The organism is Olsenella urininfantis, from assembly GCF_900155635.1.
Lineage (GTDB): Bacteria > Actinomycetota > Coriobacteriia > Coriobacteriales > Atopobiaceae > Olsenella_G > Olsenella_G urininfantis.
Window position 1 is genome coordinate 1,548,602 of sequence record NZ_LT732540.1, and the last position, 13,292, is coordinate 1,561,893.

The following is a 13,292-nucleotide window of genomic DNA, read 5'->3' on the forward strand; positions in this document are numbered from 1 at the left end:
CAGGCGCAGGCCTCCGTCCAGGAATGGGATGAGGTGCGCCTCGAAGTTGTTCCCATCATGCTCAGCATCATCTTGGACCTGGTGGTGAAGGACCTTGGCGTCCTGAGCATACCCGGACGCTATCAGGTGAGCCTGAGCATCATCAACCGGCGCGCGCACGATATGAGACGCCTGGTGAACACCCTGCGGTCAGAGGGGTGGGATGCCGTGGGGAACCTGGACGGCAAGCTTCTGTCCAGCGCCTCTCGAGAGCTGGACGTATACGATTCCGCCGTTGAGACGGGAAACACTGCCCTCGACACCATCCTCACCGAGAAGCGCCTGCTGTGCGCCAGCCGTGGCATCGTGCTCTCGTGCATTGCCGACGGCCAGTCGCTGGGTTTCGTCCGCCCGGCCGACTTGTACACGCTGTTTGGGAATGCGCTGGACAACGCAATCAACGCCGTTGTCGGCCTGCACGACGACACACGCCTCAGCATCTCGTTGGTGGTGCGCCGTCACGCCGACGTCGTGTCCATCCACATGGAGAACTACTGCGACCCCCCACTCAGCCACCCCAGAGACCGATGGCCTGGGGCTGGGTGCGATGCGCGTGATCGTCGAGAGCTACGGCGGCACGCTCTCTACCTCGACCAAAGAGGACGTCTCTCACCTGAACGTGCTGCTGTCCGTGCCAGAAGGGCGGCCCTAGGCCGGGCGGGCCAGGCGAAACGTCCCTTGTTGCCTGGCCCCCTACTCGGCCTTGCCCTCCGACGGGGCAATCCAGAACTTGAGCAACGGGAAGCTCACCACAACGGCAAGCAGCGTGTTGACCACGGACGCCACCGTTGCGGCAAGGCCACTCGCCATGCCCAGCGTATTGATGCAGAAGTCCTGCACGTAGCCAGGAAGCACCAGGTTCACCACCACGATCAGAACCGCAAGCAAGGCATACTTTGGGCCGGACTGGGCCAAGGCGGCATCAGACTTGAAGACCAGCTTCATCTGGACGAAGAAGTTCACGACCTGGGCCGCCACCTCGGCAACTAGGAAGGTGACGAACGCTCCGAGACCGCCTCCCGAGGACGGGTAGTTGAAGATCAGGAAGTGGAAGTCGGTGGTGAGACCGGCCAGCGCCGCCGTTCCCACCCAGGTGCAGGCGAAGCGCGTGATGGTGGAGATGTTGGACAGCAGGTTGAACAGGATGAACTGCCAGAGTCCCTCGTTCTTCTTCGTCCAGTCCTTGAAGCTCATGTGTGGTCCCTTCCTGTTCGCCTACGCCAAGGCGCTAGGCGACTTCCTTTTCCAGCTTGGAGGCCTGGACCGCGTTGCGACCCAGGTTTGCCACGATTCCCACCAGCATGCGCAGCAGGCCAACGACCAAGAATCCCTTGGCCTCCATGACCAGGCCGTCCACTGCCTCCATCGAGAAGACCCCGCCCGCGTTCTTGGCAAGAGCCCTCAGGGGCATGTTCCAGATGAACAGCACGTTGAGGTTGGGCGTGCCCCTGCGCTCCCCGGACTTGCGCATGCCGTTGAGGACGGCCCAGAGCAGCCAGAAGAGCGGGCTGCGTCCATGTATGAGGTCGCAGATGCACATGTTCCGGTCTATGGTGGCCCTCTCCTGCGGGACGGGCCGGCCAAGGAGCGCCTCGAACTCCGCGTCGGTGACCTCCTTGATCCTGCCCGACTCATAGGATCGCAGCTCAAGACCCTCATAGGGGTTCTCGGCGTCCGTGCCCGCAAGCTCGACCCGCCCCCTCAGGCGGATGTCCTCGCAGGATGCCCCCACGCGCAGCTCGTAGGCGCCTCCCTCAACCTCCCAGGAGCCGGTCCTCACGTTGAAGTAGCGGAAGGCCTTGTCGTCCAGGGCAATGGTGACGTCCTTGGTCTCGCCCGGCTCAAGAAAGACCTTGGCAAACCCCTTGAGCTCCTGCTCGGGGCGGAAGACCTCCCTCTCGGGCTTCGACACGTAGAGCTGTACGACCTCCGCCCCGGCGCGCTGGCCCGTGTTGGTGACGCTCAGGGTCACGACGTCCGCGCCGGCCTTGAGCCCGGAGTACTCGAAGCTGGTGTACGAGAGCCCATACCCGAAGGGGAAGGCCACGCTCACCCCCGCGGTCTGGTAGTAGCGATAGCCCACGTAGGGCCCCTCGCGATATACGGCCATGTGACCCTGTGCGGGGAAGGTCTCGGCGGTTGGCGTGTCGGCAAGGCTCCTCGCCCAGCTCTCCGAGAGCTTGCCCGAGGGATTCACCTTGCCCATCACCACGTCCAAGGCCGCGCTGGCACCGGCCTGGCCGCCCAGGCAGAGATAGACCAGCGCCCGCGCCTCAGAGGCCCATCCGCACTCCATGGGAGCGCCACCCACGAGCAGCACCACGATGTTTGGGTTCACCGCCCCCAGCTGATGAAGGAGCTCTATCTGGTTCTGGTTGACGGACATGCCGGGACGATCCATGCCCTCGGACTCCGCCTGTTCGTCCAGCCCCATGCACAGGAGAACGACGTCCGCGCGTCTCGCGAGGTCAACGGCCGCTGCCGCCTTGGAGGGGCTGGGCGCCCCGTGGCGCTCGAAGCCCGGCTCAAAGCCCACGCAGTCCAGTCCAGCGGCCATGACGCAGTCGAGCAGGCTCTCGAGCTTGGTGGGGTTCACCATGGAGGAGCCCGCGCCCTGGTAGCGCGGCTCGTTTGCGAAGTCCCCGATCAGCGCGACCTTGGCTCCCACAGACAGGGGAAGAATGGGGCCAACCTGGTCCGTCGCCTCGTTCTTCAGCAGGACGATGGAGTTGGCTGCGACCTCGCGCGCCACCGCGTGGTGGGCCTCGACGTCGAAGCTGCTGCCGGCAGCCTGGGTTGCTGCGGTGGTCGGCAGGATGACCTGCAGCGCCTCACGGACGCGCGTGTCTACGTCACCCTCGGCGAGACGCCCGGACTGCACGGCCGTCATCAGCTCGCGCACGGGCGAGAGGCCAGGGTCGGGCATCTCGAAGTTGGAGCCGGCGCGCACGCCGTCCACGTGATCGTTGGAGCCGCCCCAATCGGTGACCACGGCTCCGTCGAATCCCCAGTCCCTGCGCAGGATGTCCGTCAGGAGCTGGGGGCTCTCGTTGGCATAGGTGCCGTTCACGCGGTTGTAGGAGCTCATGATGCACTTGGGATCGCTCTCGCGGACCACGATCTCGAAGGCGGTGAGGTAGATCTCTCGCAGGGTGCGCTCGTCGAGCACGGAGTCCGATGCCTGGCGCCTCGTCTCCTGGCTATTCACTGCAAAGTGCTTGGGGCAAGCGGCGACACCAGTGGACTGGATGCCGCGCACATATCCGGCGGCCATCTTCCCGGCAAGGTACGGGTCCTCGGAGAAGTACTCGAAGTCACGGCCGCAGAGAGGGCTGCGCTTGATGCAAAGGCCTGGCCCCAGGACCACGTCCACCTTCTCTGCCAGGCACTCCTCGCCCAGGGCAAAGCCAAGGGCCTCTCCCATGCCGGGATCCCAGCTGTTGGCAACGGTTGCTGCCGTGGGGAAGCAGGTGGCCGGGAGACTCCCACCAATGCCCAGGTGGTTGGCACCCTCTCCCTGCAAGCGCAGGCCATGGGGGCCGTCCGAGAACTGCAGGGCGGGAATGCCGTGCCTGGGCATCGCGCGCGTCTTGAACGCGGTGCCCCCAGAGAGCAGCGCGCACTTCTGCTCGAGCGTCATCTGCGAGACGATGCTCTCTATCTTCTCGGAAAGGCTCTGCTGGGACATCTTGCTTCCTCTCGGACGAGCGGCACGAGGCGGCACGTTACGTTGTCACAGAGCTTAGGGGCAACACCTGCCGCTCGCGGGCAATATGACGCAAGTTGCCGTTCTCCCGACACGAATGGCAGCACAGCCGTTCGGCGCGCGGCATGCGAGACTGCATAACATTCTGCGATGCCAACACCCTTTGCGCCCATACCGTAGTTTCAGTACCGCATTTGGCCATCAGTCGCACCGAAAAACGGTACTGAAACTACGGTATGGGAGGCCTTTGATCAGAGCTTGCGTGTGGTATGCAAGGCATCGCATACATAACGATAGGTATTCGTATTGAACCAGGCTATCAGGAAACGTTGCTCATGGCGGCTCATTTGCTAAGGTTGGTGCACGGAGAGCGAGCGCAAGGGGCTGCGGATGCATCACATTCTGATAGTGGAGGACTCCGCGGACGAGGCGCGGGCCCTAGGAGAGCACCTCCGCCACTATGCCCACGACCATGGACTTGAATTCAAGGTGGAGCGCCTTAGCTCCGCGGCGGAGCTGCTTGAGGGAGGGCCGCGCGCGGACCTGGTCTTCATGGACATCAACCTTCCCGGCACGAACGGCATGGAGGCCGCCCGCCTCATGCGCGCCCGCGGCTGGAAGACCCCCCTCGTCTTCGTCACCAACCTCGCGCAGTACGCCATGCGGGGATACCAGGTAGATGCCCTGGGCTTTGTGGTGAAGTCATCCTCCTACGGCGACTTCTCCCTCTGCATGAACCGCGCGGTCAGAGCGCTCTCCCGGAACGAGCAGCACACCCTGAGCATCCCGACCCAGGACGGCCCGCGCATGCTTGCCATCTCGGAGCTCGTGAGCGCAAGCGCGCAGGGGCGCGACCTCGTCTTCCGGCTTTCCAGCGGCGAGACGCTCTCTGCCCACATGCCTCTGGCAGACCTGGAGAGACAGCTGAGTGCCAACGAGGCACCCGTGTTGCGCATCTCCCCTTCCTGCCTGGCGAACATGTCACACATCCACCGCCTGTCCGGAAGCGATTTGCTCATGGACGACGGGAGCGTGCTGCGCATCAGCCACGGTCGCAAGGCCGCAGCGCTCTCCAGCATCGCCAGCTACCTAGGTGGTGGCGCCTGATGTTGGAGCTCTTCTGCCAGGCGACCCTCACCCTTGTGCAGATCGCTCTTGCCATCGGGCTCTTCGCGCGCAAGCTGCCACCACGAGAGGACGTTGCCGCACGCGTTGCCTCGGCGCTTATCGCCATCCTCGCGTTGGCCATCCTCGGAAGCTGGTTGGGAAACGTGCTGTACCCAGAGCTCACGGGGCGCTATGAGCTGATAACGCAGTACCTGCTGTTCAGCGCCATCCTGTTTGCCTGCGTGTCTCTTGTGATGTGGCTGTTCCAGACCTCGCTCTGGACGGCGCTCTTCTGCTGCTCCGCGGGATATACCGTGCAGAACCTCGCCAGCGGCACCAGCGGCCTGGCCCTTCTGCTGCTCGAGCGCCTCGCGGGCGTGCGACCAACGCTGCCTGTCGTGGCCGTGGTGTCGCTGGCGGCGACCATCATCGTCTATGCGTCCTGCCAGCTGCTGCTGGTGCGCCATCTCGCCGAGCGCGGCCTTGCGCGCATAGAGGACAGGGCCATGCTCGCCATGATGCTGGTGGTGGTCTTCATGGTCATCGGCTTTGACGTCATCAACAAGACCCTACAGGCCACCGACCTACGCCTCCACCTGCTGGTCATGCTCAGGCTCATACATGCCGTCACCTGCGTGCTGGTACTCAACATGGAGTACGAGCTGCTCTACAACCGGCAGCTGCAGATGGAGATGGCACTCTCGTCCAGGCTCATGAGCAGCCACGAGCGGCAGTGGCGCATGTCCAAGGCAAATGCGGACGCCATCAACTCCAAGCTGCACGACATGCGTCACCACATCTTCCGCCTGCTCTCGAAACCGGACGTCATCGTGGACCGCACGCTGCTCCAGGAGATATCCCATGAGCTGAGCGTCTACGACACGCACATGCGCACCGCAAACGACGCTCTCGACATCATCCTCAGCGAGAAGGGCCTGCTCTGCGAGCGCAATGGCATCGCCTTCTCCTGCATGGCCGACGGCACGACGCTCTCGCACGTGAGGGACGCCCAGCTCTTCCAGCTCTTTGGTGACCTGATGGACGAGGCGATAGAGGAGTCCCTGCGCATACAGGGCAAGGAGCGCAAGGCAATAGTCCTCGACGTGCGCCAAAGGGCCGGGATGGCCGTGGTGCACCTGGAGCACTTCCTCAGCTCTCCGAGCGAGGCTGACCTCGCCGAGAGGAGCGAGCGCCTCTCGGGCGCACGCGGAGTGGTTGAGCTCCTGGGAGGGACCATGGACCTACGCCTTGTGGACGGCGCGCTGCAGGTCAACCTGCTGCTGCCCGCAGCAGAGGGCTAGTTGCCGCCGCCTCTCCCGCCCATGCGGCTCTTGAACAGCCCCACGATGGTGGGAACCAGAGAGACGACGATGATGCCCACGATAAGAAGCTCGAAGTGCTCCTGCACGAAGGGTATGCCGCCGAAGAAGTAGCCGAGCAGCGTGAACAGCGTAGACCAGGTTATGCCACCCAGGATGTTGTACAGCACGAAGCTGCGCCAGTGCATGCCGCCCATCCCCGCCAGAAACGGCACGAAGGTACGGATGAAGGGGAAGAAGCGCCCCAGGAAGATGGCCAGGTGCCCCCACTTGTCCAGAAAGGCCTGGGTCTTCTCCACGCGCTCCGGCGTCATGGCCTTGACCTTGCCAGACTCGATGATCTTGCCGCCGAAGAAGTGACCGATCATGAAGTTGCACTGGTCTCCCAGGATGGCCGCCACCCACACAACCCCCAGCAGCGCCATGACGTTGAAGCCGCCATCGTTGGCGAAGAAGCCCGAGGCGAAGAGCAGGGAGTCACCGGGAAGGAACGGGAAGAACACCACTCCCGTCTCGACGAACACGATGAGGAACACGAATCCGTACGCCGCGAGGGGCCCCATGGCGATCCAGGAGGCGATGGCCGCGCGCGGGTCGTGCAGCAGCCCGATGATGAAGTTTACGAAGCCCATGGCTCTCCCCATGCATAGCCGGCGCACGAGGCGCCCTCCCTCACAAAAGCGCCTCCCGGGCGCGCGAAGCGGTCTGGGAGGCGCAAGCCAGCGTGCTCGATGGGAACGGGCGCCCGCCAGAGGCCCCTTATGGCTGCTGCCTTCCGGCCCTGACCAGGTTCGAGGTGTTGCGTCGCCCGAGCCCATCCAACACGCTTGCGGGACATACTCTACCAAAGTTGCTGGCCACACACCAAAAAGCCATCGCGAGAGCAGCGGGCGCCGGACCGCCGCACGGGGACGGTCCGGCGCCTTTGGTCAGCCGTTGCTAGACGAGTCCCAGGCTATTCCTCGCTCTTGCCGGGAAGCTTGGAGCACACGAAGATGAGGCCGGCGAACAGGGCGTAGAACACGAAGAGCAGGATGTTGCCCATGCTGAGGCCAGCTGCCTCCTCCTTCTCCCCCACAACCTCGACTGCCCGCTGGTCTACGCCCACGGGCTCCTTGACGTCCCCCGCGGCCTTCTCGGCGTCAAACGCCTCGAGCGTGCTCGCGTACTCGAGGGGAGTGACCAGGGTGCCGTCTGCGGAGAGGTCGCTTGCCGCAAAGGCGGTGGTGGCATCTCCGGCAGAGACGTAGTCGCGCACCTCGCCCAGCAGGGTGCTCACCTTGTCATAGGCCTGCGAGGAGACAACCCTGTGGGCCTCGTTGGCAAGTGCGTTGCGCGCGGTGCCCGCAGCAGTCGCCTGCATCTTGGCATCCACCTGCTCATGCTGGGCGATGACCTCCTTCTGGAGGGCGTCGAGGTAGGCATGCACCCCATCGGCCACGCTCTCGCGATGGTTGTAGGCAAGTGTGTTGAGGTCCATGAGCGCGTAGTCGAGATAGCTCACGCCGGGGTCCTGGAGAGCAATCTCCTCGTTCGCCTTGGTCTTTGCGGGGTCATAGACCTTCTCGCCGGCCTCGTTCTTGCTGTATTCCATGATGTCGCCCGCGTGGGATGTGTCGAACTGGTCCTCCTTGGGGTAGACCCTCTCGTCCACCTCGGTGAGAAGTGCGGAGTAGCTGGGTACATAGAGCGTGAACTCGCTACGAGAGAGTCCCTCCCACTGGATGGTGGCGATGTCCGCGTCCAGGCCGCTGCGCACCTGGAAGAGGTGGCTCTCGGTGGTGCGGTTGTTGCCGATGGAGTAGAGGCCGGCGTTCTTGTTGGCGTCAACCGAGCTGCCCTCGCCGCGCGCGCCAAGCGAGCGCAGGGCCATGAAGGTGTCCACCTTCTGGGACGGCTTCACGTAGAGGCTGGGGTTGGCGATGCTCACCACCGCACCCTGCCCGTCCACCTGGTAGTCCGTGCCCTCCACCAGGCTCTCCCCGAAGAAGAGGTGACCCTGCACGTAGCGGGTGTTCTGCCCTACGCCCTGGTCCTCGGAGCTGCTGCCGTAGGATGCGGCAACGTCCATCTGGCCCGCGTCCTCCACATAGCTGCCCGCCTTCTTGGCGACCTCCACGATCTTCTCGGAGTGCAGGCAGACGGAGCTGTCCCCAAGGTCAACCGAGAACTTGAGGTCGTCCATGTTGGGGTTCACGGACGCCTGTCCCGCCGACATCTTGACGGCGATCCACTGCGTTCCGGAGAGCTGGCTGAAGACCCAGGTCTCGTTGGCGTCGCCGATGAGGATCTGGTTGCAGTCCTGCGAGCCCTCCTCGTCGATCACCTTGCCGAGGAGCTCCACTCCCTCGCGTGCGGTAGTTGCCTGGGAGAGAACGAAGTCGTTGATGCTGTACTCGCCGATGCCCGTGTCAACCAGGAGGTCGGCCTCGGCCATCTTCTCGTTCATGCTGGTGGTGAGGGTTGCCGAGCAGCTCACGCCCTTCTCGTTCGTGCCCGCCTCGGAGTATGCCTTAGCGCTGGCGTCACCGTCCTCGGTCCAGTTGTCGGGCGTGTCGCGCACGTAGGTGTAGCGGAAGGTGGGACCGCTGATCCTGTAGGAGAAGCTTGCGGAAGGATCGGTGCCGTTCTCATAGCTCTGGATCAGCTTGCCACCCTCGAACGCAGGCTCGATGCCAAAGGCCTTGGGATAGCGGTTCGCGCAGTCCTCCGCGCGACCCCAGAAGGTGTCTCCGTTGGTGGTGAGCTCGGAGCCGACGTAGACCTGGGTGCACGCCAGCGCCACCCCAGGGGCGAAGGCCAGCGAGAGCGACAGCCCGGCTGTGAGGACGGCCCTGCCAACCCTGGTGAGTCCAAACTGCTTCTTCATGCACATACCCTTCTCGCGGATGTGGCCCGATAAAACCCAAGCCGCCAACAGAGCTGAAAAACGAGTTCAGCCTATCGCAACGAGATGGAAATATATGCTGCTCTTATTGGATAAGGCGGCGAGCGGAGCGCAATTGCAGACAAGCGAGGGAGAGGGCGTTTACCCCCTCCCTCGCGGCACCCTCACAGGCGCGGGCGGCTAGCGGCGATGTGCGCGATAGTAGGCGATGAGGGACTTGGTGGATTCGTCCTGCCCCGCAAGGGCGGAGTCGTCGTGGAAGGCGGGAGTGATCTGCTTGGCCAGCTGCTTGCCCAGCTCAACACCCCACTGGTCATAGGAGTCCAGGCCCCAGACCGTGCCCTCGACGAAGGTGATGTGCTCGTAGAGAGCGATGAGCTCGCCCAGCGCGTGGGCGTTCAGCTCGTCTCCGAAGATCGAGGTGGTGGGTCGGTTCCCCTCGAAGCAGCGTGCGGGAACCATCCACTCCGGTGTGCCCTCGGCACGAACCTCCTCGGCGGTCTTGCCGAAGGCCAGGGCCTTGGTCTGTGCCAGAAAGTTGCCGAGGAAGAGCTCGTGAACGTCCTGCTCGCCGTCGCGCGTGGGGTTTGGCGTGTTGGCAAAGGCGATGAAGTCCGCCGGGATCAGACGGGTCCCCTGATGGATGAGCTGATAGAAGGCGTGCTGCCCGTTGGTGCCCGCCTCGCCCCAGAACACCTCTCCCGTCTGGGAGGTGACGGGCGTGCCGTCCCAGCGCGTGCTCTTGCCGTTGGACTCCATGGTGAGCTGTTGCAGGTAGGCGGGGAAGCGGTGCAGGTACTGGTCGTAGGGAAGCACGGCATGGGTCCCGGCGCCATAGAAGTTCACGTACCACACGTTGAGCAGGCCCAGGAGGGCGACCACGTTCCGCTCAAGAGGCGTGTCGCAGAAGTAGCGGTCCAGGTCGTTGAAGCCCGCAAGGAACTCCTGGAAGCGCCTGGGGCCAAGCGCGATGACCAGGGAGAGGCCCACCGCGGCGTCCACAGAATAACGTCCCCCCACCCAGCTCCAGAACCCAAAGGCGTTCTGAGGGTCGATGCCAAACCCTGCAACCAGGTCCAGGTTGGTGGAGACGGCGACGAAGTGGCGGCGGATCGCCTCGGCAACGGACTCATCTCCGCCATCGATGGCGCCCTGCCTGCGCAGGCCGCCCAAAAGCCAGCTCTTTGCGCTGCGCGCGTTGGTCATGGTCTCAAGGGTGGTGAAGGTCTTGGAGACGACCACCACCAGCGTCGTCTCGGGGTCGAGGTCGCGGGTCTTCTCGGCAAGGTCGCTGGGGTCGATGTTGGAGACGTAGCGCACGGAGATGCCGGCGTCCGCATAGGGCCTGAGGGCCTCGTACACCATGACTGGCCCCAGGTCAGAGCCACCGATGCCAATGGAGAGCACCGTCTTGATGGACTTGCCGGAGGCACCCTTCCACTCCCCCGAGCGCACGCGCTCGGCGAAGGCGTACATGCGGCCCAGCACCTCGTGCACGTCCGTCACCACGTCCTGCCCGTCTACCATGAGCGTGCCGGCCTCGGCCGCAGGGCGACGCAGGGCGGTGTGGAGCACGGCCCGGTCCTCGGTCGTGTTGATGTGCTCGCCCGCAAACATGGCGTCGCGCCTCTCCTCGAGGCCCACCTCCCTTGCGAGGTCCACCAGAAGCCCGAGCGTCTCGTCGGTCACCAGGTTCTTCGATAGGTCAAAGTGAAGGTCGGAGAGGTCGAACGAGAGCTTCCTGACGCGCTGGGGATCGTTGGCGAACGAACGCTTGAGGCTGAACCCCACGGACTGGAGCTTCTCGTGGTGCTCCTGCAGCGCCCGCCATGCGGTGGTCTTGGTGGCGTCAACGGGAGAGGGGATGCTTGCCATGCCATGCTCCTTATTATTGGGTAGCAGAAAGCCATTCGCCTACATTTTAGCGCTACTCGCCGATAGGACCTCCCCTAGAACGGCTCCCCCAGGGGCGGAAGCTGCTTGAGACGCGCCCACATGAGCTGCTTCTGGCGTGCATCCGCAAGGGAGGCGGCAAAGCCGCCCAGGTTCATCACGCGCATGCCCAGAAGCTGGACCACAAGCCCAGGCTCGAGCATGGCCTGGCGAAAGTCTTCCAGGGCCACGAGCTCCTGGGCCAGCGCCTCGCGCAGGCAGGCGGCGGCAGGCTCGTCGCAGGCGACGAGGGTGGCGGGGTCCAGGGCAAGGACCGCCTCGAGCAGAAGCGGGGCCGACAGGGGCTCTCCTGAGCGCGAGTCCAGGACGGAGAGGGCGCACCAGTCCTCCGGCGCATATCCGAGGGCCGCCAGGGAGGCCCTCAGGGCATCGCCGTCCTCTCCCGCCAGCAGCCTCCCCCCATCGCGCTCGGAGGCAGAGAGCTCCCCCTTGAGGAAGAGCACGCTAGAGAAGGCGTTGCCCCCCATGCTGACGCCTCGGCCGGCAAGCCCCGAAAGCTCCGCGCGGGCCTTCTCCACATACGCCATCCTGCGTTCCTCGCGCAACGACGCCATCAGTCCGCTCCCTCCAACTGAAACTCCACGAATCATGATTCTACCGCTGCATAAGGGTGGCCTTCTGGGTATAAGCCTTGCAGCGACAGACGCGCGCCACCGGGCGCGCTCGTTAAAGGAGAAGGCCATGGCAAGCGCAATCACCACCGCTGACTTTGACAGCATCATCAGCTCTGACAAGCCCGTCCTCGTCGACTTCTGGGCATCTTGGTGCGGTCCCTGCCGCGCCCTGGGCCCCGTCGTCGAGCAGGTGGGCGAGGAGATGGCCGACAGGCTGAGCGTCTACAAGTGCAACGTCGACGACGAGAGCGAGCTCGCCCAGAGGTTCCAGATCGTCTCCATCCCCACCCTCATCCTCTTCAAGGGCGGCAAGGCGGTCCACACCATGGTGGGCAACATGCCCAAGGCAGACCTCGTCAAGGAGCTTGAGGCCAACCTCTAGCCCCCCTCAAATCCATCTGCAATGCCCGCGCGTGCGATATGCTATGCGCAGGCAGCCAGGGCCGGGCGTGCCTGCGTCCGGCCCTGGCTTCTGCATAAGGTCACCATCCGACGAGGGGAGACCCGTTTGAGCCAGCACCTACGGGAGGTCCGCCGCACCATGCTCGACCTCATGAGGGAGAACCTGCACGCCATGGTGGCCGTGGTGGCCACCATCATGTTCGTGTGGCTGTTGGGGGAGGTGCTGGAAGGAGAGGCCGTCAAGCTTGACACCTGGGCCTACCAGCTGGTTGTGGTCTACATGCGCCGTGAGTGGCTCACGCCCGTCATGCAGTCCATATCAGAGCTCGCCCTCCCCGTGGTGCTCCTGGTCATGCTGCTTGCGGTTGAGGCCTTCGCACCTGGCCGCAGGCCGGGAATGTGCGCCGCCGTCAACCTTGCCCTGGTGTTCGCTCTCAACATAGCCCTGAAGGAGATAGTCCACCGCCCACGCCCCGAGGGCTTCCGCCTCATCACCGAGACGGGCTACAGCTTCCCATCCGGCCACTCCATGGTTGCCATGGCCTTCTACGGCCTTCTGGCCTGGATGGTCTGGCACTACGAGCGCGATCGCTTCGTGCGCGCCCTCTGCGTCTCAGGCTTCATGCTGGTGGTGGTGGCCGTGGGTCTCAGCCGCATCTACCTGGGGGTCCACTATGCCACCGACGTGATGGCGGGCTTCTGCATCTCCCTCGCCTGGCTGGGCTTTTACACCAAGGTGGTCGCACCCCTCTTCATGCCAGACGGCAGGCACCCAAGCAGGCACGCCAGGGCGCAGTCTGCGAGCTAGCCCTCGAGCATCACGATCTCTGCCGAGACGATCCGAGCGTCCTCCACGATGATCCTGCCCATGCTGGGGCCCAGGGCCCTGGGATAGGTGGGGCTGCCGGGGTTCATGATCAAGGTCCCCGTGCGCCGGTCCGTCTCGGTGAAGGGCCTGTGTGTGTGCCCGCAGATGGCGATCTCGCACACCTCGAGGTCCAGTCGCTCACGGTAGTGGCAGACCTGCCAACGGAGCCGGTCCGCATAGAACCGGCAGTCCTTCCTGACGAAGGGCCCGTACTGGTCTGCATAGTCATTGTTTCCCAGGCACATCTTGAGCTCGGCCATGCCCGCAAGCGTCTGGTAGTCGGAGGTCGAGCACATGTCGCCGGCATGCACTATCACGTCGGCGCCCTCAAGCTCCCTCAGCAGCTCCCGCGAAAGAAAGCCGTGCGTGTCAGAGACTATGTCGTAGCGCATGCTGT

General features: G+C 64.2%; 11 protein-coding genes, 1 other RNA gene and 1 pseudogene. 5 read left to right on the top strand and 8 right to left on the bottom strand.

Going from position 1 to position 13,292, the window contains the following annotated elements; genetic code table 11:
* Positions 1-162 precede the first annotated feature (162 nt).
* A pseudogene (locus CZ375_RS08530) lies at positions 163-480 on the top strand (hypothetical protein); the annotation flags it as partial.
* 252 nt (positions 481-732) lie between these two features.
* Here CZ375_RS08530 and CZ375_RS07140 read toward each other — a convergent pair.
* Both CZ375_RS07140 and CZ375_RS07145 read right to left on the bottom strand, forming a co-directional pair.
* The gene (locus tag CZ375_RS07140; protein WP_077598540.1) at positions 733-1,233 is read right to left on the bottom strand and encodes a GtrA family protein; all 501 of its coding nucleotides are present in this window, start codon (positions 1,231-1,233) and stop codon (positions 733-735) included.
* 34 nt (positions 1,234-1,267) lie between these two features.
* Positions 1,268-3,727: a glycoside hydrolase family 3 C-terminal domain-containing protein gene (locus CZ375_RS07145; protein WP_077598541.1), complete on the bottom strand. Its 2,460-nt coding sequence runs from the start codon at positions 3,725-3,727 to the stop codon at positions 1,268-1,270.
* Positions 3,728-4,135: 408 nt separating this feature from the next.
* Between CZ375_RS07145 and CZ375_RS07150 the strand changes: the two genes are divergently transcribed.
* Together CZ375_RS07150 and CZ375_RS07155 are read left to right on the top strand one after the other, a co-directional pair.
* Entirely contained in the window at positions 4,136-4,852 is a 717-nt protein-coding gene (locus CZ375_RS07150) for a LytR/AlgR family response regulator transcription factor (protein WP_077598542.1), read from the top strand.
* Complete coding sequence (locus CZ375_RS07155) at positions 4,852-6,153, top strand: ATP-binding protein (RefSeq protein WP_077598543.1); 1,302 nt, start codon at positions 4,852-4,854, stop codon at positions 6,151-6,153. Before CZ375_RS07150 ends, CZ375_RS07155 begins: the two co-directional genes overlap by 1 nt.
* Here CZ375_RS07155 and CZ375_RS07160 read toward each other — a convergent pair.
* From CZ375_RS07160 to CZ375_RS07180, 5 genes are all read right to left on the bottom strand, one after another.
* Positions 6,150-6,803 (bottom strand): VTT domain-containing protein, encoded by a 654-nt coding sequence (locus CZ375_RS07160; protein WP_077598544.1) that lies wholly within the window; start codon positions 6,801-6,803, stop codon positions 6,150-6,152. The two genes, CZ375_RS07155 and CZ375_RS07160, sit on opposite strands and share 4 nt — an antisense overlap.
* Before the next feature lie 93 nt (positions 6,804-6,896).
* An RNA gene (gene ffs, locus CZ375_RS07165) (signal recognition particle sRNA small type) lies at positions 6,897-6,992 on the bottom strand.
* A 134-nt stretch (positions 6,993-7,126) separates the two neighbouring features.
* Positions 7,127-9,040 carry a C69 family dipeptidase gene (locus CZ375_RS07170; RefSeq protein WP_159438393.1) on the bottom strand — a complete coding sequence of 638 codons (1,914 nt, stop codon included), beginning with the start codon at positions 9,038-9,040 and terminating at the stop codon, positions 7,127-7,129.
* Between the two features lie 198 nt (positions 9,041-9,238).
* A complete protein-coding gene (gene pgi, locus CZ375_RS07175) occupies positions 9,239-10,933 on the bottom strand; it encodes a glucose-6-phosphate isomerase (RefSeq protein ID WP_077598546.1) in 1,695 nt (564 codons plus the stop codon).
* 74 nt (positions 10,934-11,007) lie between these two features.
* Entirely contained in the window at positions 11,008-11,565 is a 558-nt protein-coding gene (locus tag CZ375_RS07180; RefSeq protein WP_077598547.1) for a hypothetical protein, read from the bottom strand.
* 127 nt (positions 11,566-11,692) lie between these two features.
* Between CZ375_RS07180 and trxA the strand changes: the two genes are divergently transcribed.
* Together trxA and CZ375_RS07190 are read left to right on the top strand one after the other, a co-directional pair.
* Positions 11,693-12,007, top strand: coding sequence for a thioredoxin (gene trxA / locus CZ375_RS07185; protein WP_077598548.1), 315 nt, complete (start codon positions 11,693-11,695; stop codon positions 12,005-12,007).
* Positions 12,008-12,133: 126 nt separating this feature from the next.
* The gene (locus tag CZ375_RS07190; RefSeq protein ID WP_234966915.1) at positions 12,134-12,835 is read left to right on the top strand and encodes a phosphatase PAP2 family protein; all 702 of its coding nucleotides are present in this window, start codon (positions 12,134-12,136) and stop codon (positions 12,833-12,835) included.
* Here CZ375_RS07190 and CZ375_RS07195 read toward each other — a convergent pair.
* A complete protein-coding gene (locus CZ375_RS07195) occupies positions 12,832-13,287 on the bottom strand; it encodes a metallophosphoesterase family protein (protein ID WP_077598549.1) in 456 nt (151 codons plus the stop codon). The genes CZ375_RS07190 and CZ375_RS07195 overlap by 4 nt on opposite strands.
* Positions 13,288-13,292: the final 5 nt, after the last annotated feature.

Coding starts and splice junctions, on each gene's coding strand:
- CZ375_RS07140 (WP_077598540.1), bottom strand. CDS start 1,233: ATGAGCTTCAAGGACTGGACGAAGAAGAACGAGGGACTCTGGCAGTTC.
- CZ375_RS07145 (WP_077598541.1), bottom strand. CDS start 3,727: ATGTCCCAGCAGAGCCTTTCCGAGAAGATAGAGAGCATCGTCTCGCAG.
- CZ375_RS07150 (WP_077598542.1), top strand. CDS start 4,136: ATGCATCACATTCTGATAGTGGAGGACTCCGCGGACGAGGCGCGGGCC.
- CZ375_RS07155 (WP_077598543.1), top strand. CDS start 4,852: ATGTTGGAGCTCTTCTGCCAGGCGACCCTCACCCTTGTGCAGATCGCT.
- CZ375_RS07160 (WP_077598544.1), bottom strand. CDS start 6,803: ATGGGCTTCGTAAACTTCATCATCGGGCTGCTGCACGACCCGCGCGCG.
- CZ375_RS07170 (WP_159438393.1), bottom strand. CDS start 9,040: ATGAAGAAGCAGTTTGGACTCACCAGGGTTGGCAGGGCCGTCCTCACA.
- pgi (WP_077598546.1), bottom strand. CDS start 10,933: ATGGCAAGCATCCCCTCTCCCGTTGACGCCACCAAGACCACCGCATGG.
- CZ375_RS07180 (WP_077598547.1), bottom strand. CDS start 11,565: ATGGCGTCGTTGCGCGAGGAACGCAGGATGGCGTATGTGGAGAAGGCC.
- trxA (WP_077598548.1), top strand. CDS start 11,693: ATGGCAAGCGCAATCACCACCGCTGACTTTGACAGCATCATCAGCTCT.
- CZ375_RS07195 (WP_077598549.1), bottom strand. CDS start 13,287: ATGCGCTACGACATAGTCTCTGACACGCACGGCTTTCTTTCGCGGGAG.